General features: G+C 64.1%; 17 protein-coding genes. 13 read left to right on the forward strand and 4 right to left on the reverse strand.

Annotated elements, in window-relative coordinates:
• Positions 1-12 precede the first annotated feature (12 nt).
• From N805_RS07145 to N805_RS07155, 3 genes are all read right to left on the reverse strand, one after another.
• Positions 13-804, reverse strand: coding sequence for a fumarylacetoacetate hydrolase family protein (locus tag N805_RS07145; RefSeq protein WP_028612928.1), 792 nt, complete (start codon positions 802-804; stop codon positions 13-15).
• Between the two features lie 68 nt (positions 805-872).
• Positions 873-1,646, reverse strand: coding sequence for a glucose 1-dehydrogenase (locus N805_RS07150; protein ID WP_028612927.1), 774 nt, complete (start codon positions 1,644-1,646; stop codon positions 873-875).
• 42 nt (positions 1,647-1,688) lie between these two features.
• Positions 1,689-2,669 (reverse strand): flavin reductase, encoded by a 981-nt coding sequence (locus N805_RS07155; RefSeq protein ID WP_016499795.1) that lies wholly within the window; start codon positions 2,667-2,669, stop codon positions 1,689-1,691.
• Between the two features lie 216 nt (positions 2,670-2,885).
• Between N805_RS07155 and N805_RS07160 the strand changes: the two genes are divergently transcribed.
• The 7 genes from N805_RS07160 (at position 2,886) to N805_RS07190 (ending at position 13,488) form a co-directional block, all read left to right on the forward strand.
• Positions 2,886-4,322, forward strand: a complete 1,437-nt coding sequence (locus N805_RS07160) for an aldehyde dehydrogenase family protein (protein ID WP_028612926.1) — start codon at positions 2,886-2,888, stop codon at positions 4,320-4,322.
• Positions 4,323-4,384: 62 nt separating this feature from the next.
• Positions 4,385-5,980 carry an amidase gene (locus N805_RS07165; protein WP_028612925.1) on the forward strand — a complete coding sequence of 532 codons (1,596 nt, stop codon included), beginning with the start codon at positions 4,385-4,387 and terminating at the stop codon, positions 5,978-5,980.
• A gap of 132 nt (positions 5,981-6,112) precedes the next feature.
• A complete protein-coding gene (locus N805_RS07170) occupies positions 6,113-7,300 on the forward strand; it encodes an acyl-CoA dehydrogenase family protein (RefSeq protein WP_028612924.1) in 1,188 nt (395 codons plus the stop codon).
• 90 nt (positions 7,301-7,390) lie between these two features.
• Positions 7,391-9,100 carry an FAD-dependent oxidoreductase gene (locus N805_RS07175; protein WP_028612923.1) on the forward strand — a complete coding sequence of 570 codons (1,710 nt, stop codon included), beginning with the start codon at positions 7,391-7,393 and terminating at the stop codon, positions 9,098-9,100.
• A 9-nt stretch (positions 9,101-9,109) separates the two neighbouring features.
• A complete protein-coding gene (locus N805_RS07180) occupies positions 9,110-10,804 on the forward strand; it encodes an FAD-binding protein (protein ID WP_028612922.1) in 1,695 nt (564 codons plus the stop codon).
• Entirely contained in the window at positions 10,801-11,829 is a 1,029-nt protein-coding gene (locus N805_RS07185; protein WP_028612921.1) for a ferredoxin--NADP reductase, read from the forward strand. The genes N805_RS07180 and N805_RS07185 overlap by 4 nt, the downstream gene beginning before the upstream one ends.
• Before the next feature lie 21 nt (positions 11,830-11,850).
• On the forward strand, positions 11,851-13,488 hold the full coding sequence (locus tag N805_RS07190) for a FadD3 family acyl-CoA ligase (RefSeq protein ID WP_046811305.1): 1,638 nt from the start codon (positions 11,851-11,853) through the stop codon (positions 13,486-13,488).
• 120 nt (positions 13,489-13,608) lie between these two features.
• Here the strand turns inward: N805_RS07190 and N805_RS07195 are convergent, their stop codons facing one another.
• Entirely contained in the window at positions 13,609-14,394 is a 786-nt protein-coding gene (locus N805_RS07195; RefSeq protein WP_028612919.1) for an enoyl-CoA hydratase, read from the reverse strand.
• A gap of 149 nt (positions 14,395-14,543) precedes the next feature.
• Between N805_RS07195 and N805_RS07200 the strand changes: the two genes are divergently transcribed.
• The 6 genes from N805_RS07200 to N805_RS07225 are packed head-to-tail and all read left to right on the forward strand — an operon-like array spanning position 14,544 to position 20,274.
• Complete coding sequence (locus N805_RS07200) at positions 14,544-15,329, forward strand: SDR family oxidoreductase (RefSeq protein WP_028612918.1); 786 nt, start codon at positions 14,544-14,546, stop codon at positions 15,327-15,329.
• 56 nt (positions 15,330-15,385) lie between these two features.
• Entirely contained in the window at positions 15,386-16,363 is a 978-nt protein-coding gene (locus N805_RS07205; protein ID WP_028612917.1) for a bifunctional MaoC family dehydratase N-terminal/OB-fold nucleic acid binding domain-containing protein, read from the forward strand.
• A gap of 8 nt (positions 16,364-16,371) precedes the next feature.
• Positions 16,372-17,505 (forward strand): acyl-CoA dehydrogenase family protein, encoded by a 1,134-nt coding sequence (locus N805_RS07210; RefSeq protein ID WP_028612916.1) that lies wholly within the window; start codon positions 16,372-16,374, stop codon positions 17,503-17,505.
• Complete coding sequence (locus N805_RS07215; RefSeq protein ID WP_016499783.1) at positions 17,477-17,896, forward strand: MaoC family dehydratase; 420 nt, start codon at positions 17,477-17,479, stop codon at positions 17,894-17,896. Before N805_RS07210 ends, N805_RS07215 begins: the two co-directional genes overlap by 29 nt.
• Positions 17,897-17,915: 19 nt before the next feature.
• Positions 17,916-19,094 carry a lipid-transfer protein gene (locus N805_RS07220; RefSeq protein WP_028612915.1) on the forward strand — a complete coding sequence of 393 codons (1,179 nt, stop codon included), beginning with the start codon at positions 17,916-17,918 and terminating at the stop codon, positions 19,092-19,094.
• Positions 19,095-19,104: 10 nt separating this feature from the next.
• Entirely contained in the window at positions 19,105-20,274 is a 1,170-nt protein-coding gene (locus tag N805_RS07225) for an acyl-CoA dehydrogenase family protein (protein WP_028612914.1), read from the forward strand.
• The last annotated feature ends 41 nt before the right edge of the window (positions 20,275-20,315 follow it).

Consider the following 20,315-nt stretch of genomic DNA (forward strand, 5'->3'; position numbering starts at 1 on the left):
AGGGCCGCAGGCTCAGGGCACGAAGTTCAGGTGCATCTCGCCCATGCCGCTCAGCGACAGGCTGACGAAGTCACCCGGTGCGACCGGTACCAGTGGCGCGAGGGCGCCGGACAGAATGATTTCGCCCTTGCGAAACGGGATGCCCAGTCGGCCCAGGGTGTTGGCCAGCCAGGCCACGGCGGCGCAGGGGTGGCCTTGCACCGCCGAGCCCAGGCCGCTGCCCACCGGCAGGCCGTTCTTGAACAGGTGCAACTGGACCCCGGCCAGGTCCAGTTCACGCGGATCGACGCGCTGCTGGCCCAGGGCGAAAACACCGCATGAAGCGTTGTCGGCAACGGTGTCCTGAATGCGGATCTGCCAGTTCTCGATACGCGAGTCGACAATTTCGAAGCACGGCATAACCCACTCGCTCGCCGCCAGCACATCGTTGGCGCTGATATCGCTACCTTGCAGGTCTTTGCCCAGGACAAAGGCAATCTCGCCTTCGGCCCGTGGCTGCACCAGACGGTGGGCAGCAAAGCTGATGTCGCTGCCATCGGCAACCTGCATACGGTCGGTTAGAAAACCAAAATCGGGCTGATGCACATCGAGCATTTCTTGCACGGCGCGGCTGGTGACACCGATTTTCTTGCCGATCACCTGCTCGCCCACCGCTTGGCGCCGCGCCAGAAATCGCCGGGAAATCCGGTAGGCGTCGTCAAGGCTGATAGCCGGGTAACGCTGGGTCAGCGGGGGCAGGCTCTGGCGTGCGTTCAGGGCGTGGAACAGCTCGTCGCCCAGTGTTTCAATCAGTTGCGCATCCATAGGGAGGTCGCTCTGTGGCAAGTGGATAACAGGCCGGGCCATCTGCAGGCACGCCCGGCAAACAGGCCTCAACCCGGCCATACACTGGAATCGGCGCCGCCATCGACATCGATGATCTTGCCGGTGACCCAGGCCGAGGCGGGGCTTGCCAGGTAAAGGGCCGCGGCGGCGATGTCCTCTGGTTGGCCCAGGCATTTGAGCGGGGTGTTGCTTTCCATCGTTTTGCGCATGGCATCGGGCATGACCCCGGCCAGGGCGTCGGTCAGGATTGGCCCCGGCGCCACCGCATTGACCCGGATCTGCGGCGCGAACTCTTGTGCCAGCAGGCGTGTCAGGTGAGTCAGCGCAGCCTTGGCGGTGCCATAGGCGCTGAAGTGGCGCTGGGCGTAACGGGCGGCGACCGAGGTGATGTTGATGATGTTGCCGCCCCCGGCGTCGCGCATCAGGGGTACGCACAGCTGTGAAAGGGCATAGGCGGCGCTGACGTTGAAGCTCAACACCTGCTCGAAGTCTTGCGGGCTCATCTTAAGTGGGTCGTTGGGGCCGCCGCCCCCGGCATTGTTGACCAGATGGGTAATGGCCCCCAGCTGTTCGGCGGCGTTGGCGACCAAGGCGCAGCGCTGTTCGCTGTCGGTGACATCGCAGCTCAAGGCCAGGGCGCGCCGCCCTCGGCTGCGCACCTCTTCGGCGACGGCCTCGACATCTGCCAGCGAACGGGCGCTGCAGACCACATCAGCGCCGGCATCGGCGTAGGCCAGGGCAATGGCACGACCGATGCCGCGGCCGCTGCCGGTGACAATGGCGACACTGCCAGTGAGGTTGAAGCGTTGCAGAATGCTCATGGCTGTCCTTGTTGTTCTAATGGTTCAGGGAATTCACAGTGCTTAGCGCGGCGCCCACAGGTCCGGCAAGCCCGGGTCGGAGGTGGCGATCAGGCGCTTGAGCAACACCTTGAGTGCCTGGCTGTCACCGGCGCCGAGACGGGCAGCGATGTCCTCCTCGACGGCTTTGGCCAGGGCTACCTCTTGCAGCGAAGCCTCCCGCCCGTCGGCTGTGAGTACATAGCGGACCTGCTCATTATCAAGCTCACGGGCGACCAGGTTCTGGCGTTCCAGGAAGCGCATGCTGGTGGCGCTGACCACATGACCGGTGTAGCCGACGAAGGCGTTGATCTCGTCCAGGGTCAGGTTGTCCCGAATGCACAGGGTGGAGAGGATGAAGAACGCGTGTTCATCGAGCTGCTGGTTCTTCAGCAGACGGCGCAGTGCAAACAGCATCTGGTAGTGCGAGCGCCCGAGCAGGTAGCCGAGCAAGTCTTCGGTGTAACTGCACTCGGGCGGTGGCGGGGTGGTTGCCAGGCGCAGCTCGTTGCGCGGCTTGCGCATTGCCAGGGCGTACTGGCCACTCTGGAAGGCCAGCGGCGCGCGGTCGCTATGGTCGAAGGCCAGCACCTCGCCGACGAAGATGACATGGTCGCCGCCTTCATACTGGAAGGCCGTACGGCATTGGAAGCGCGCCGTACAGTCTTGCAGCAGCGGTGCCTCGCTGATGCCGGTGTCGAGCTGGATTTCGGAGAACTTGTCTTCACCCTGGCGGGCAAAACGGCCGGACAGGGTTTCCTGCTCTGTCGACAAAACGTGCACGTTCCAGTGGCGACCACCGCTGAACACCGGCAGACTGCGGGCGTTCTTGGACAGACTCCAGAGCACCAGAGGTGGGTTGAGCGATACCGAGTTGAAGCTGTTGGCGGTGATGCCAACCGGCGAGCCGTCTTCGGCCTGGGTAGTGATGATGGTCACTCCCGTGGTAAAGGTGCCGAGCGCGGCGCGAAACGCTTGAGGGTCGAAACAGGCGGGCGTTGCCATGATGGGCCTCATGGAATGAGTGTGCGTGCTGGCAGTATTCCCAGCGCCACGGGGCTTTGCATCGTCTCAACGGACTAACGTTTTTGGCTCGATCGTCCACTTGGACGAGGCGGTCTCCGGGGCCTGGGGCTAGTTTGCGGGGCAGGGGTCGTGCAACGACGGCCATGGTGGGCACAGCGGCGACATGCTGGCCCTTGTTCAGTTGAGGAGGCACCAATGAGTTGTGCAAATTCTTCCGTCGACACGCTGTCGGCCTTGCTGCGTGAACAAAAGGCCGCGTTCAACGCTCAAGGGGCTGTCACTGCCGTGGCGCGCCGCGCGCGGATCCAGCGGGTGATCGACATGCTGGTGGCGCACCACGAAGCGCTGGCCGAGGCGATGGATGCCGACTTTGGCGGCCGCCCCCAGGGTTTCTCGTTGATGAATGATGTGCTGGGTTCGCTGGGTTCGCTCAAGCATGCGCGCGACCACCTCGAGGGATGGATGCAGGATGAGCCGCGGCCCGTCTTCAGCCCCTACGATCAGCTGGGCGCCGAGGCCTGGGTGATGTATCAGCCCAAGGGTACGGTGGGCATTCTGGGCACCTGGAACGCCCCGCTGTATACCTTGCTCAGCCCCCTGGGTTCGGCGTTGGCGGCGGGTAACCGGGCGATTCTCAAACCTTCGGAGGTAGTGCCACGCACTGCTGCGCTGGTGGCGAAGCTGTTTGCCGAGGTGTTTGATCCGCTCGAGGTGGCTGTGGTCACCGGTGGCGCCGACCTGGCCCAGGCATTTACCGCACAGCCGTTCGACCACCTGGTGTTTACCGGCAGTACCGCGGTGGCCAAGTCCGTGATGCGTAACGCGGCCGAGCACCTGGTGCCGTTGACGCTGGAACTGGGCGGGAAGTCGCCGGTCATCGTCGCCCGCAGCGCCGACCTGGGCACCGCAGCGTTTCGTATTGCGCTTTCCAAGACCACCAACAGTGGCCAGGTCTGCATCAACCCTGACCTGGTCTACGTGCCACGCGAGCAGCTGGAAACCTTTCTTGAGGCCTTTGCCAGCGCTTACCGCCAGTTCATCCCAGAGGTGAGCGACAACCCGGACGTGGTCGCGGTGGTCAATGCCCAGCACCTGGCCCGTGTTGAAAACCTGGTTCAGCAGGCGCTGCAAGCCGGTGCCCGGGTAGTGAGCCTGCCCTACGCGCAAGCGCCTGATGAGCAAAACCGGCGCCGACCGCTGCAACTGGTGATCGACCCGCCCCAAGGCAGCCTGATTCTGCATGAAGAAATCTTCGGCCCGGCAATGGTGGTGCTGCCCTTTGATGAGGTTGACCAGGTCATCGCCCAGATCAACGGCCGCCCGCGGCCTCTGGCCCTTTACTACTTTGGCAGCGACGCCAAGGAGCAGCGCCAGGTGCTGGAGCACACACTGTCCGGCGGGGTCACCCTCAATGATGTGATGATGCATGCCGCCTTGCATGATGCCCCGTTCGGTGGTGTTGGCGGGTCAGGCATGGGCCACTACCACGGTCGCGAAGGCTTTATCGAGTTCAGCCACCTGCGCACCGTACTCAAGGCGCCCGAGCATGACCCGCGCGGTGAGTGGGGCCTGCTGCCGCCGTACAGCGAACACTTCCTGGCCGCGATGAAAGCGCAGATCACCCCGGACTGATCGGGGAAACCGGCGCGCGCTGAGCGCATCGAACAGACACAATAAAAAACGGAATTCTGCACATGGAAAAAAACGCATTGCCACTGGCCGACACGCTTGCCCCAGCGGGTGCCGACGCCGCTGACGGATGGCCGCGCCGCCAGGTGCTCAAGGCCGGCGCGGTGGCGCTGGGCGTCGGGCTACTGGGGCGCTTCGCCGATGCCCGGGCCGCTGGCGGCTTGTCGGCCAGCGATTACCTGGGCCTGGATGCCTGGGCCATGGCCAAGGGCTTGCAGGCCGGTCACTTCAGTGCCGAAGACTTGCTCGGCGCAGCATTTGCCCGTTGTGACCTGGTCAACCCGAAGATCAACGCAGTCAACATGCGCCATGACGATTACGCCCGCGCGTTGCTGGCGGCCAGGCAGAAGGCCGGCACCCTGACCCAGGGCTCGCTGGCGGGCGTGCCGATCCTGCTCAAGGACCTCAACACCTACTTGCAGGGCACAACCACCAGCAACGGCAGCCGGCTGTTCAAGGATGCGCCACCGTCGAGCGTTACCAGCACCTTGATCCGCCGTTATGAAGCCGCCGGGGCAGTGCCTTTTGGTAAAGCCACCAGCCCGGAGTTCGGCCTGACCACCACCACCGAGTCGTTGGCATGGGGGCAGACCCGCAACCCCTGGAATCTGGCGTTGAGCACGGGTGGCTCGTCCGGTGGTTCCGCCGCGGCGGTGGCCGCTGGTATCGTCCCGGTCGCCCATGCCACCGACGGTGGCGGCTCGATCCGGATCCCGGCGTCCTACTGCGGGCTGGTCGGCCTCAAGCCATCACGCTACCGCACGCCGAGCGGGCCGGCACGCCTGGAAGGCTCGTTTGGCGCCAGTGTCGCCAACATGGTCTCGCACAGCGTGCGCGATACCGCGTTGTTTCTTGATGCCGGTCAGGGTCACGAACCAGGGAGCCCGTACTGGAGCTCACCGCTGGTACGTCCCTACGTTGAGGAGCTGGGCCGTGACCCGGGCCGCTTACGGGTTGCGCTGGTGCGGGAATCGCTGACCGGGGCACCGCTGGACCCGGCGATTGCCAAGGTTCTGGAGGACACCATCAAGCAACTGCTGGGCCTTGGCCACGAAGTGGAAGAACTGCGCTTGCCAATTCAGGCCCAGCAGCTGTTCGGCGCCCACGGCGTGGCCATCGGCAACTCGTTGCTGGTCACGGTCAACGACCGGGAGGAAGCCCTGGGCCGCGCGTTGGGGCCACAGGACCTGGAAAGCATCACCTTTGGTGTGCTGGAGCGTGCAGCGAAGGCCACGGGTGAGGGCGTAGTGCGTGCCCGGCATGCGTTCGAAGACATCAGCATGGCCATGGAACAGCAGTTCGAGCGCTTTGATGTGATCCTCTCGCCGGTCACCGCCAGCCTGACACCGGCCTTGGGCGAGCTCTCGCTCAACCAGCCTTACGAAAGCTACGCCCGCAAGGCCATGGGCAGTGCCGCGTTCACCGTGCTGGCCAACGTCAGCGGCCAGCCGGCTATTTCCTTGCCGTTGGGCATGAGTGACAGCGGCCTGCCAGTGGGCATGATGTTCACCGCTCGCCTGGGCGGGGAAGACGTGCTGCTGCGCCTGGCCTCGCAGCTGGAGCAGGACCGCCCGTGGGCCGCCAGGCGCGCCGCGATCTGAGCTTGAAAAGGCGCCAGGGACGGCGCCGTACCGTGTTTCCCTAGTCCGCTTTGACGATGAATATTCGCCTGCTGCATTCGATCATCAACCAAGACTCGCGCAACCGCGCAACGAGATTGGGAGAACGAACGGATGGACAGCATGCGAGTAAAAACGCCGGAAGAAATCGAACTGCTTGAACACGCCCGGCGCCTGGTGCCCGCGCTCAAAAGCCGCACCGCGCGCGCTGACCGCGAGTTCCGGGTACCGGACGAAACCATCTTCGAATTGCAACAGGCCGGCTTGTTGCGGGCCTTGCAACCACGTGCGTTTGGCGGCTACGAAGTCGATCCGCGGACGTTTTTCGAAATCCAGATGATCCTCGCCGAGGGCTGCATGTCCACGGCTTGGATTTATGGCGTGATGGGCGTACACCCCTGGCAGCTGGCGCGTTACCCGATCGAGGCCCAGCGCGATGTATGGGGCCAGGACCATACCACCCTGATCTCGTCCACCTACATGCCCGTGGCCAAGGTAACCGTGGTTGAAGGCGGTTATCGCATCAGTGGTCGCTGGGGCTTTTCCAGCGGCAGCGAACACTGCCAATGGTGCTTCCTTGGTGGGGTGCTGCCCGCCGATGGCGACCAGCCGGCGGAGCACGGCACCTTCCTGATCCCGCGCAGCGACTACCGTATCGAGCACAACTGGGACGTGCTGGGCCTGCGCGGCACCGGCAGTCACGACATTGTGGTCGAAGATGCCTTCGTGCCGGCACACCGCGTGCAACGCACCAATAACTGCACGCTGGAAGCGACGCCAGGACGCCTGGTGAACACCAATGCGATTTATGCCATTCCTTTCGCCCAGGTGTTCACGCGCGCGGTGTCCTCATCGGCCATCGGTGCCTTGCAGGGGGCGATCAACGAATTTCGCGCCAATGCGGCTGCGCACATCGGCAAGCACGGCATGAAAACCGCCGATGACCCGGTGGCGCAAACCACCGTTGCCGAGGCGACGATCATCGTCGACAGCCTGAGGCTGGTGCTGGAGCGCAACTACGCGCACCTGATGACGCTGGCTGAAGCGGGTGAGTACCCGGACGTGGAAACCCGCCTGCTGTACCGCTACCAATCCTCGTATGTGACCAATATCTGCGCCGAGAAGGTCAACGAACTGCTGCGCTGCATGGCCGCTTCCGGGCTGTACAACACCAACCCTGTGGCGCGCCTGTTCCGCGACCTGCACCAGGCACGTGGGCATATCGCCAACAACTACATGGCCTTCAGCCGCAGCCTTGGCGCCGTGCAACTGGGCCTGCCCAACCCTGATCCTTACGTATGAGCCGTGCCCGGGCCTGGCTGCAGGCCCGGGTATGCGCACCCCTGGCCGGCACGCCGGGATATTTCCGATCACAGCCAAGGCACAACAACAATGACAGCTAAAGCTCAGCCTGTTTCACACTACGACGTGATCGTCGTCGGCTCCGGTGCCGGTGCGATGACCTCGGCGCTGTTTGCTGCCGAGCAGGGTCTATCGGTACTGGTTGTCGAGAAAAGCGACAAGTTTGGCGGTACGTCGGCGATCTCCGGCGGCGGCATCTGGATTCCCAATAACCACTACTTTGCCGCCAAAGGCGGTGGCGACAGTGTGGAGCTGGCACTGCAGTACCTCAAAGCTGCCACCGGTGACCATGGCGATGACAAGCGCTTGCGTGCCTACGTCAAGCACGCGCCGCAGATGATCCGGGCCCTGGTGGACAACAGCCATGTGCGTTACGCCGTGGCGGCAAAGTACCCGGACTACTATCCGCAACTGCCAGGCTCGCTGGCCGGGGGGCGCACCCTCGACCCGGAACTGTTCGATACCAGCCTGCTCGGCGATGAACTGGCCAACCTGCGCACACCGTCACCCTCGACACTGCTGATGGGGCGCATCGCCTGGACCGCACGGCATGCGCACAAGGCCATGTCGCGCTCCTTTGGCTGGCGCCTGCTGATTCTCGGCCTGATGCTGCGCTACAAGCTCGACTTCAAATGGCGCCGCAAGAGCCGGCGCGACCGCCGCGCCGCCTTGGGCAGTGCGCTGGTTGCATCACTGCGCCGCTCGTTGATGGACCGTAACATTCCACTGTGGTTGAACACCGACTTCCAGAACCTGATCACCGAGAACGGCCGGGTCATTGGCATGCAGGTTTGTCGTGACGGGCAGACGCTGCAGCTGCATGCCCGCCATGCGGTGATCTTCGGCTCCGGGGGGTTTGAACAGAACCAGGCTTTGCGCGAGCGCTATCTACCGCAGCCGACCCTGCGTGACTGGAGCGCCACGCCACCGGGCAACAACACCGGTGCTGCGTTGCAAGCCGGTATCGAACTGGGTGCGGCGACCGCCCTGATGGATTGGGCCTGGTGGGCGCCGACCATTACCGTGCCCGGCGAAGAAAAACCCCGTGGGGTATTTGCCGAGCGGGCGTTCCCTGGTGCCATCGTGGTCAACAGCCTGGGCCGGCGCTTTGTCAATGAGGCAGCGCCGTACCTGGAATTTGTCGACGCCATGTACCGCGACAACCAGCACACCGGCGGCAAGTCGATCCCATCCTGGGTGATCTTCGACGGCCATTTTCGCTTCAACTACGCCATGGGGCCGTTGATGCCGGCCCAGGTCATGCCCGACAGCCGGCTGCGCAAGGAATGGCTCAATACCTTGTATTTCAAGGCTGACAGCCTGGCGGCGCTGGCGGCGCAGATCGGCGTCGACCGCGCAGGGCTCGAGCAGACCGTGCAGAAGATGAACGCCTACGCCCGCAGCGGCGTGGATGCCGACTTCGGCCGTGGCGGCAACGTGTTCGACCGTTACTACGGCGACAGCAACGTCAAACCCAACCCGTGCCTGGCGCCCCTGAGCAAGGGGCCGTACTACGCGATGCGCCTGGACGCTGGCGATATCGGCACCAAAGGTGGGCTATTGACCAACGAACACGCCCAGGTTGTGAGCCAGGACGGCGAGGTCATTCCTGGCCTGTATGCCATTGGCAACTGCTCGGCGTCGGTCATGGGCACCAGCTATCCCGGCGCGGGCGGCACCCTGGGGCCGGCCATGACGTTCGGCTATATCGCGGCCCATCACATTGCTGCCAACCGTTGAGGAATTGCCATGCCAGCCGCTGTCAAATCGACATGTACCGATATCCAGCCGGCGTTGCAGGTGGCAGATGCCGACGCCATGCTCTGGGATGACCACTGTGATGTGCTGGTGATCGGCTGGGGGGCGGCCGGCGCCTGCGCCGCCCTTGAGGCCCGCGCCCAGGGTGCTGACGTGCTGGTCGCCGACCGTTTTACCGGCGGCGGTGCCAGTGCCAAGAGCGGTGGCGTGGTTTACGCCGGCGGTGGCACCCGCCAGCAGCAGGCCGCAGGCTTTAGCGACACGCCCGAGGCGATGTTCGCCTACCTCAAGCACGAAACCCAAGGTGTGGTCGCCGATGCCACCTTGCGGCGTTTTTGCCAGGACAGTGCCACCAACCTGGCCTGGCTGGAGGGCCATGGCGTGCCTTATGCCCACAGTATGCCGCCCGGCGGCAAAACCTCGTATCCAGCCGATGGCCAGTTTCTGTATTACTCCGGCAATGAGCTGGTGCCGTCGCACCGTAGCGAGTTGCCGCCGGCGCCGCGTGGCCATCGCACGGTAGGCAAGGGCCAATGTGGCGCGGTGCTGTACGCGCACCTCAAGGCGGCTTGCCTGCGCAATGGTGTGCGGCCGCAACTTCAGTCCGCTGCCCGTCGTCTGGTGAGCGATCACACGGGCAGGGTCGTCGGCGTGGAACTGTGGTGCCTGCCGGCCGGCAGTGCCCAGGCGCGGTTGCATGCCAAATTGGCCGCGCGCGCCGAACGGCTGCAGAACTTTGCCCCGCGCTACTGCGATACCTTGCGCAAACGCGTGCGCCAGCTGGAACTCGACTTTGCCCGGCCGCGGCTGGTACGCGCCAGGCGAGGGGTGGTGTTGAGCACCGGTGGCTTCATCTTCAACCGCGAGATGGTCAGCGAGCATGCCCCCAAGTTTCGCCGCAACTTCAAAGTCGGCGCGACCGGCTGCGATGGCAGTGGCTTACGCCTGGGCGTGAGTGTCGGTGGGGTCAGCGACCGACTGCAGCGGGTGTCGGCCTGGCGGTTTATCAACCCACCGTTGTGCTGGCCCAAGGGCATTGTGGTCAACACCCTCGGGCAGCGCTTCGTCAACGAAGAAGTCTACGGCGCCACCTTGGGCCAGCCCCTGTGTGAAGAGCAGGGCGGCAAGGCCTGGCTGGTGCTGGACGCACGCCTGCGCAAGCAGTCGATCAAGCAAGCGCTGTTCGACGGTTACTGGTGGTTCCAGAGCTTGCCGGCATTGCTGCTGATGCTGCGCGGTGTGCGCAAGGGCCAGAGCATCGAGCAGTTGGCCCAGGCCACGGGCATGCGTGCGGATGTATTGCGCAGCGCATTGCAAGCCTACAACACAGCCGCCCGGGGGGACGCCGAGGATGCCTTCGGCAAGTCGCAAAGCAGCCGTCAGGTACTCGATCAGGGCCCTTACTATGCCTGTGACATTTCTGTCAGCAACCCCCTGTTCCCCCTCGGGGCGTTGACCCTGGGCGGCCTCAAGGTCAATGAAGACAGCGGCGCGGTGCTGGGCCCTCAAGGCCTGACAATACCCGGTTTGTACGCCGCCGGCCGTACCGCCATCGGCATTCCTTGCCATTTGTACGTCAGCGGCCTGTCGCTGGCCGATTGTGTGTTTTCCGGGCGACGTGCCGGGTGGTCGTTGACGGCGGCCACGGCTGACATCGAAATCGAACCCAGCGAGCAATTGATATGAGCCTGGATTACCTGTCAGTACGTGTAACCCGCGTGATTGAAGAGACCGCCGACAGCCGCTCCCTGGAGTTCGAGGTGCCAGAAGCGCTTGCCGAGCGCTTGCGCTATCGACCTGGGCAGTTCCTGACCCTGCGCGTGCCTTACCAGGGGGGGTGGTTGCCGCGCTGTTACTCACTGTCGAGCACGCCGCTGCTCGACGAGCCATTGCGGGTCACGATCAAGCGGGTGCGCGACGGGCGCGCCTCGAACTGGCTCTGTGACGCCGTGCAGGCGGGCGATACCTTGCAGGTGCTGGCGCCGGCCGGGGTGTTTGTGCCGCGCCAGCTGGACACCGACCTGCTGCTGTTCGGCGGCGGCAGTGGCATAACCCCGGTGCTGTCCATCCTGCGCTCGGCGCTGTTGGCGGGCACTGGGCGCATTCTGCTGATTTACGCCAACCGCGACGAAGCGTCGGTGATTTTCCGTGACTCGCTCAAGGCCCTGGCCAGGGCGCACCCACAGCGCCTGCAAGTGATCCACTGGCTCGACTCGGTGCAGGGCATTGCGTCGGTGAGCCAGTTGGCTGAACTGGCGCGCCCGTTCGCGAGTGCCGAGGCGTTCATCTGCGGCCCCGGACCGTTCATGGATGCTGCCGTCGCTGCCTTGCAGACGTTAGGCATGCCGAGTGCGCAGGTCCATGTCGAGCGCTTTGTCTCGCTGCCCGAAGAGGGCGAAGTCGCAGGGCCGGCAGCTGTCGATACCCGCCGCCCGAGCAGCCAGCTTTCGGTGCGCCTGGACGGTGAAGAGTTCGAGGTGCCCTGCGCCGAAGGTGAAACCCTGCTTAACGCCATGCGCCGGGCCGGCCTGAGCCCGCCAAGTTCTTGTCTGGTCGGCTCCTGTGCCACCTGCATGTGCACGGTCGAACGGGGTGAGGTGCAGATGTTGCGCAACGATGCCCTTGACCAGCAGGAGATAGACCAGGGCTGGACGCTGGCTTGCCAGTCCCTGGCCCGCAGCGAGCACCTGCGGGTGCTCTTTCCCGAATAACCCGATGGCGAGTTTGTCACTATGACTGCATGTTCAGCATTACCGGGCAGCGTGCATGCCTGGAACCTGTTGCCTTTGTCGATTCCTGCCTTGTTGTTCGCCAGTGCCGAACGCTTTACCGGTCGGGCAGCGATCGAGGAAGACGGCATTGCCACCGACTACCGGGATTTGCCCGGGTTGGCACTGGGTGTCTGCCGCAGCCTGATGGCACTGGGGATCGAGGCGGGCGACCGCGTGGCGATCTGGGCACCCAATTGCCGCGACTGGGTGATCGCCGCCTTGGGCGTGCATTGCGCGGGGGCTGTGCTGGTACCGATCAATACCCGCATGAAAGGCGCCGAGGCGGCCGATATCCTGGCGCGCAGCCAGGCGCGGGTGCTGTTGACGCAAGGGGTATTTCTGGGGCTGGACTACCCGGCCATGCTGGCGCCGCTACGTCCGGCCAGCCTGGAACAGCTGGTGGTGTTCGGTACACACCCGCCGCAGTTGGCCAGCGACCTGGATTGGGTCGGTTTTCTCGCCAGGGGCGAGTCTGTCAGTGAGCTGCAAGCCCGCCAGCGTGCGGTGGCGGTGGGCCCGCGGGACTTGTCCGACTTGCTGTTCACCTCCGGCACCACCGGCAAACCCAAGGGTGTGATGAGTGCCCATGGGCAGAACCTGCGGGCGTACAACGAATATGTGCGGGTCATTGGCCTGCAGCCAGGTGACCGTTACCTGATCATCAACCCGTTTTTTCATGCCTTTGGCTACAAGGCCGGATGGCTGACCTGCCTGCTGGCTGGCGCGACTATCCTGCCGCATGCGGTGTTCGATGCCGAAGCGGTGTTCCAGCGCATCGCCGCCGAGCGCATCAGCGTGCTGCCAGGGCCGCCCACGCTGTACTTGTCGATGCTGGCCCACCCGCACCTGGCCCAGACTGATCTGTCGAGCTTGCGCATCGCTGTGACCGGTTCATCGACGATCCCGCCGGTGCTGATCGAGCGCATGCGGCGGGAGCTCGGGGTAGATGTGGTGACCACCGCCTATGGGCTGACTGAGTGTGGGGGGCTGGCGACCATCTGCAACCCGGATGACCCCGCCGACATTGTTGCCGGCACCAGTGGCCGGGCCATCGAAGGCACTGAAGTGTGCATTCGTTCGGCGGATAACCAACCGGTCGCCACGGGCGTGTCGGGGGAAATCTGCCTGCGCGGTTTTCATGTGATGCGGGGTTATTTCAATGACCCGCAAGCGACCGCGCAGGCCATTGATGCCCAGGGTTGGCTCCACACGGGCGATATCGGCAATCTGGATGTACATGGCAACCTGCAAATTACCGACCGCCTCAAGGATATGTTCATTGTCGGTGGCTTCAACTGCTATCCGGCAGAGATAGAGGCTGGTTTGATCCAGCATCCGGCCATCGCGCAGGTAGCGGTGATCGGGGTTGCGGATGAGCGCATGGGGGAGGTGGGGTGCGCCTGCGTGGTATTGCGTGCAGGCCAGCAGCTGGATGAGCCGTCTCTGATCGCCTGGGCCAGAGAGCGGATGGCCAACTACAAAGTGCCGCGACAGGTTCGGTTCTTCGAATCATTGCCGGTGAATGCCTCGAACAAGGTGGTCAAACCTGAGCTGCGTCAGGCGGTTCTGCAGGCTGAGGGCGGGCGGGCCTCGCGATGAGGCCCTCATTGAACAACCGCGCAAGGTGTAGCGATATCGCGTAGCGCCGCAGCAGCGAGGGGGCCCGAAGCTAATCGCAGGGCCCCTGGAGCGTTGCTTGGCGCTGGTCCGCCACCCCCATCAGTGCCCTTCAAACCGGGCAGGCCGCTTATCAATAAACGCCTGCATGCCTTCCTTCTGGTCACGTGAGGCAAACAACAAGGCATTGGCCTTGCGCTCCAGCGCCAAACCCGCTTCCAGCGGCGCATCCATCCCCGCAAGAATCACCTCTTTGATCTGCTCGGCAGCCAACGGCGGCATTGCCGCAACCACCTGGGCCAACTTCAGGCCGTGCGCGAGCACCTGATAGTCGGCCACCACCTCACTGACCAGCCCCGCAATCCAGGCCTCCTCAGCCGTGATCGGCTGACCGGCCAGCGCCATCCGCATCGCCTTGGCCTTGCCGACCGCCCTCACCAAACGCTGGGTGCCGCCAATCCCGGGCATGATCCCGATCTTGATCTCCGGCTGGCAGAAGCGTGCACTTTGCCCGGCAACAATGATATCGGCGAGCATCGCCAGCTCGCAGCCACCGCCATAGGCGTAACCGCATACCGCCGCGATCACAGGTTTAGGGCAGTGCTGGATCGGCGCCCAGACCCGCTCGGTGTGGCGCTGATAGATATCAATCGGACCCACACCGGCCAGGCTGTTGATATCGCCCCCGGCGGCGAACACCTTGTCGCCGCCGGTCAGCAGAATGCAGCGCACATCAGCATTGCTCCCCAGCTCAATGAAGTAGTGCGACAGCAGCGCCTGCAGCTCCAGGCTCAGGGCATTGGTGGCGTGCGGGCGGTTGAGCCGCACCAGGGCAACACCTGGGGCCGGGTACTCCAGCAGCACCGGCGCGGTAAGTGAATCGGACATGATCAACCTCTGGCAGTAGGCACCGCAGAGCGGGCGCCATTGCGCGGATTGTTGCCAGCGCCGCGCCACGCTTCATCGTCCGTTCAGACGACGTGGCCGAGCAGTTTTGCCCCTAGAGTGGCCCTCAACACAAGCATGAGGAGCGTGCCATGAGTGGTCACTCGGGGCTGGATTACAACGGCAAGGTGGTACTGGTCACCGGCGGAACCAAAGGCATTGGCGCTGGCATTGCCCGCAGCTTTCTGGCCGCCGGGGCCAAGGTGATCGTGTGTGGGCGCAACCTGCCCGAGCAATTGCCGAGCGTGGCTCAGGGCCAGGCGGACTTCATCGCCGCCGACGTGCGCGACCAGGCCTCCTTGCAAGGCCTGTTTGACAGCATCCGCAGCAAATACGGCCGCCTCGATGTGCTGGTCAACAACGCCGGCGGCAGCCCCTCGGCCGACGCCGCTAGGGCCTCGCCGCGTTTTCATGAGGGGATTATCCGCCTCAACCTGATTGCACCGCTCAATGTCGCCCAGCAAGCCAACCTGCTGATGCAGGCCCAGGCCGACGGCGGTTGCATCGTGTTTATTGGCAGCATCAGCGGCCTGCGTGCCTCGCCAGGCACAGCAGCGTACGGCGCAGCCAAGGCCGGCGTGTTGGCCCTGGTGCAGTCGCTAGCAGCGGAGTGGGCGCCAAAGGTGCGGGTGGTGGCGATAAGCCCAGGCCTGGTGCGCACCGAGCTTGCCCATCTGCACTATGGCGACGAGCAAGGTATCGCTGCGGTCAGCGCCGGTATCCCGGCCGGGCGCATGGCGGTGCCCGAGGACATCGGCAACGCCTGCCTCTATATCGCTTCACCGCTGGCCATTTACGCCAGCGGTTGCAACCTGTTGCTGCATGGCGGTGGTGAACGCCCGGCTTATCTCGGTGCGGCGCAGGCTACCCCGCACTGATCGACCCACGTCGGCGTTGCGTTGCGGGCGCCGCTTTGAACACGCAGGAGACGAACTTGGCTGATCCAGAATTGCTATCCAAAGTGCGCGCCCTGGTTGGGCGCCAATACGGTCGTGTGAACGCCTGGGACGACGTCAATGCGCCAATGATTCGCCAGTGGTGCGAAGTCATCGGCCTTGAAAACCCGCTCTACACCGACCCCGTAGCAGCTGCCAACAGCAGCAATGACGGCATCATCGCGCCGCCACCCATGCTGCAGATCTGGTGCATGGAAGGCTTTCACATCAATAACTACGCACCAGGCTCGACCACCGAAAACCCCTATGAAGTGCTCGGTGTGATCGAAAGCTATGGCTACCCGTCGGTGGTGGCGGTGAATTCTGAGCTGACCTTCGAGCGCAACCTGCGCCTGGGCGAAAAGCTCTACTACACCACGCGCCTGGACTCGGTCGGCGAGGAAAAGACCACCGGCCTTGGCACTGGCTTTTTTGTCACCCTGGTCATGAGCTACTTCTCGCAGCAGGCCACGGGCGACGAAAAAGTCGGCGAGCTGTTGTTCCGGGTGTTCAAGTTCCGCCCGGCCAACGCGCACAAGGTCCAGGCGCAGCCCCAGGCCGTGGCCGAGCCGGCGCAGGCGAAGCGTCCGGCGCCCGGTGTCAGCGACGACACACGGTTTTTCTGGGACGGCTGCAAGGAAGGCAAGCTGTTGATCCAGCGGTGTACGCAGTGCAGCACCTTGCGCCATCCGCCGGCACCGGTGTGCATCGAGTGCCATTGCTTCGACTGGGATACCCAGCAGGCCAGCGGCAAGGGCCGGTTGTACTCCTTCGTGGTGATGCACTACCCGCAGGTGGCCCCGTTCGATCACCCCAACCCGATCGGTCTGATCGAACTGGACGAGGGCGTACGCCTGATCGCCGGCCTGGTTGGCGTCAAACGTGAAGACATCAGCATTGGCCAGCGTGTGGAGGTCGAGTTTCAGACCTTCGATGACGACCTGGCGCTGCCGATGTTCCGTCCAGCGGCAGAGTAGGGGGTACCATGGATTTTGAACTCAGCGAAGACCAGCGTGCCATTGCCGAAATGGCGGGCAGCCTGATGAGCGACTACTGCACCGACGAGCGCCTGCGGGACTGGGACCTCTGCGGGCAACCCTATATGCAAGACCTGTGGCACAGCTGCGTCCAAACCGGCCTGCATGCCCTGGCTATCCCCGAAGCTGCTGGTGGCAGCGGGCTGGGCATGACCGAGCTGGTGCAGATCCTCGATGCTCAGGGCGGTGCCCTGGCGCAAGTGCCGTTGTGGCGTCACCAATTGGCCGCGACCGCCCTCGCCGAGTTCGGCGACAAGGCCCTGGCACCGTGGGTGGAACAGGCTGTGGCGGGCTCAGGCTTGCTGACCCTGAGCCTCGATGGCCTGAACACGGTGCGCGGCATCGAGCTCGAGGCCAGCGCCGAAGAGGGCGGGTGGCGCCTCGAGGGCCGGGTTGCGGCGCTCGCCTTGGCCGAGCAGTCGGTGGCAGCGCTGGTACTGGCCCGGGTGATGGGGCAGCCCCGGCTGGTCCTGGTAGACCTCAGCCAGTCGGGCATCAGCCGTGTAGCGGGCGTCATGACCCACGGCGAAGCCATTGCCGACCTGGACTTGCGCGGCGTCACCCTGAGCAATCAGCAAGTGCTGCCCGCCGCGGCCCTGGATTGGCTGGCACCGCGTGCAATTGCCTCCCTGGCGGCCTTGCAGTTGGGCGTCAGCGCCGAGCAGGTGCACCGCACTGTGGCCTACGTCAGTGAGCGTCAACAGTTCGGCCGCTGCATCGGCAGTTTCCAGGCCGTGCAAATGAGCATGGCCGACACTCATGTGCACCTGGAGGTGTTGCGCAGTGCCCTGTGGCAATTGTGCTACCGCCTCGACGCCGGTCTGCCGGCCCCTTCGCAAGCCTTGGCCACCGCGTACCTGGCGTGCGAAGCCGGGCACCGCATCGGCCACACCGCACAGCATGTGCATGGCGGCATCGGGGTCGACCTGACGTATCCGATCCATCGCTTTCTCTATTGGAGCCGCGCCCTGAGCAGCGCATTGGGAGGGTCGTCGATGATCCTGGAGCGTCTGGGCGACTGGTTGAGCGATAACACTACCTTGGGATGGAAATATGACCTCGATGAACACCAAGCGCTTTGAAGACGTGCGCCCTGGCGAGCAACTGCCCGAGCTGACGATCCCGATCACGGTTGGCCTGATTGCCGGTGGGGCGATAGCCACACGCGACTACTTTCCCGGTCACCATGACCTGGACGCGGCGCGCGAGCTGGGTTCGCCCCATATCTTCATGAACATCCTGACCACCAACGGCCTGGTGCAACGCTTCATCGAACAGTGGAGCGGCCCGCAGGTGCAGTTCCGTACGCTGAAAATCAAACTGGGCGCGCCGAACTACCCCGGCGACAGCATGACCTTCAGCGGCGAAGTGACCCATCAGGATGCCGCTACGCGCAGCCTGGAAGTGACCCTCAAGGGCAAAAACTCCATGGGCAATCACGTGACCGGCACGGTCGCGCTGGTTCTGCCTTGATCCGCGGGAGATGACACAGATGACGAATTCGTCGATTTCCGGGCGCGCCGCCATTGCAGGGCTGGGCGCAACCGAGTTTTCCAAGAATTCCGGGCGCACCGAACTGCGCCTGGCCATGGAAGCGACCCTGGCAGCGCTCGAGGACGCCGGAATTGACCCTGGCGAAGTCGAGGGTTTCAGTTCCTATTCGGTCGATAAGGTACCGGAGTACGAAATTGCCCGCCTGCTGGGCTGCAAAGATGTCAAGTTCTTCTCCCAGGTGCCCCACGGTGGCGGCGCGGCCTGCGGGCCGGTGATGCATGCGGCGATGGCGGTGGCCACCGGGGTGGCCAAGGTGGTGGTGGTCTATCGGGCGATGAACGAACGCTCCTGGTACCGCTTTGGTACCGGCAGCTATGGCTTTGCCTCGACGCCGACCTTCGAGAACGTCAACTACGGCTGGTACATGCCGCACGGCTTTCACACCCCGGCGGCCTGGGTCGGCATGTTTGCCCAGCGTTACATGCACACCTACGGTGCTACCTCCGAGGACTTTGGCCGGGTGGCGGTGGCAGTGCGCGATTTTGCCGCCACCAACCCCCAGGCATTTTTCTACGGCAAGCCCATCACCCTTGAAGAACACCAGGCCTCGCGCTGGATCTGCGAGCCCCTGCACCTGCTGGACTGCTGCCAGGAGTCCGATGGCGCGGTGGCCATGGTGATCACCTCGGCCGAACGGGCCAGAGACCTCAAGCAAAAGCCCGTGATCATCAAGGCCGGCTCCCAGGGCATCAGCGCCGGGCAGCAAGTGATGACTTCCTACTACCGCGACGACATCACCGGGCTGCCGGAAATGGGTGTGGTCGCCAAAGCGCTTTACAGCCAGTCGGGCTTGGGCCCGGAGGCGTTGCAGACTGCCGTGATCTACGACCACTTCACGCCATTCGTACTGCCGCAACTGGAAGAATTCGGCTTTGCAAGGCGCGGTGAAGCCAAGGAATTCATCCGTGCCGGGCACCACGCCCGTGGCGGCAAACTGCCAATCAACACCCACGGCGGGCAGTTGGGCGAAGCCTACATCCACGGCATGAACGGCATCGCCGAAGCGGTGCGCCAAGTTCGGGGTACGGCCGCCAACCAGGTGGACAGTGTCGAAAACGTGTTGGTGACCGCCGGAACCGGCGTGCCTACCAGCGGCCTGATTCTCGGCGCGGTATAAGGAGCGTCCCATGTTCGTCGATCTCACCCCCGAACAGCATGCCCTGAGGCTGAAGGTCCGGGACTATTTCCAGAATCTGATGACCCCCGAGCTTCGCCAGCAGATGCGTGGCACCGAAGGCGGCGAGCTGTTTCGCCGCACCATCGCCCAGATCGGCCGTGACGGCTGGCTGGCGGTTGGCTGGCCGAAGGCCTATGGCGGCCAGGGCTACGCGGCCACCGAGCAATTGATCTTCTTCGAAGAAGCCAACATTGCTGGCGCACCGCTGCCGTTCGTGACCATCAGCACGGTTGGCCCGGCTCTCATGGCCCACGGCTCGGCGCTGCAAAAGGAAAAATTCCTGCCCGGTATCGCCGCCGGCGAGATCAACTTTGCCATCGGCTACTCCGAAGCCAGTGCCGGCAGCGACCTGGCCGTGCTGAAAACCACCGCGCGCGAAGACGCCGACGGCTTTTTGGTCAGCGGCAGCAAACTATGGACCTCGGGCGCCGACTCGGCCGACTACATCTGGCTGGCGGCACGTACTGATCCTGAGCAGGCGCGGCACAAGGGCATCTCGATCCTGATTCTCGATACCCAGGCCGAAGGCTTCTCCAGTACGCTGATTCCGACCTCCGGAAACCCCACGGCCGCCACGTATTACGATAACGTGCGGGTGCCGAGGGATATGCTGGTGGGCGAACTGCACGGTGGCTGGAAACTCATCACCGCACAGCTCAACCACGAGCGCCTGGGCCTGGGGGCCTGGTCAGACAAGGTCGTCAGCCTGTTCAGCCGGGTGTACCTGTGGGCTCGGTGTGCTGATGAGCAGGGCCAGCGTGCTACCGACCATGCCTGGGTGCGGCGCGATCTGGCCGAGTGTTATGCCCGGCTCGAAGCCATGCGCCTGATCAACTTCCGTATTGCCGCCGACCTTGAGCGTGATCGCGTCGATGTCGCGCTGGCCTCGACCACCAAGGTCTACGGCTCGGAATCGGCGATCGAGATCCTGCGCAAGCTGTCGGCCATCGTCGGTGCCAGCGGCCTGACGCGGGCGGGTTCTGCGGCGGCTTATCTGCTCGGCGAGCTGGAGTATGAAGTGCGCGCCTCGGTGAACCTGACCTTCGGCGGTGGTACCAATGAAATCCAGCGCGAGTTGATTGCCCAGTTCGGCCTGGGCATGCCGCGCACGCAACGCTGAGTCACCGTTGTACCCTTGAAGCGAATAACAATAACGTCCCT

Origin of the sequence: Pseudomonas putida S13.1.2 (assembly GCF_000498395.2) — a bacterium.
Lineage (GTDB): Bacteria > Pseudomonadota > Gammaproteobacteria > Pseudomonadales > Pseudomonadaceae > Aquipseudomonas > Aquipseudomonas putida_Q.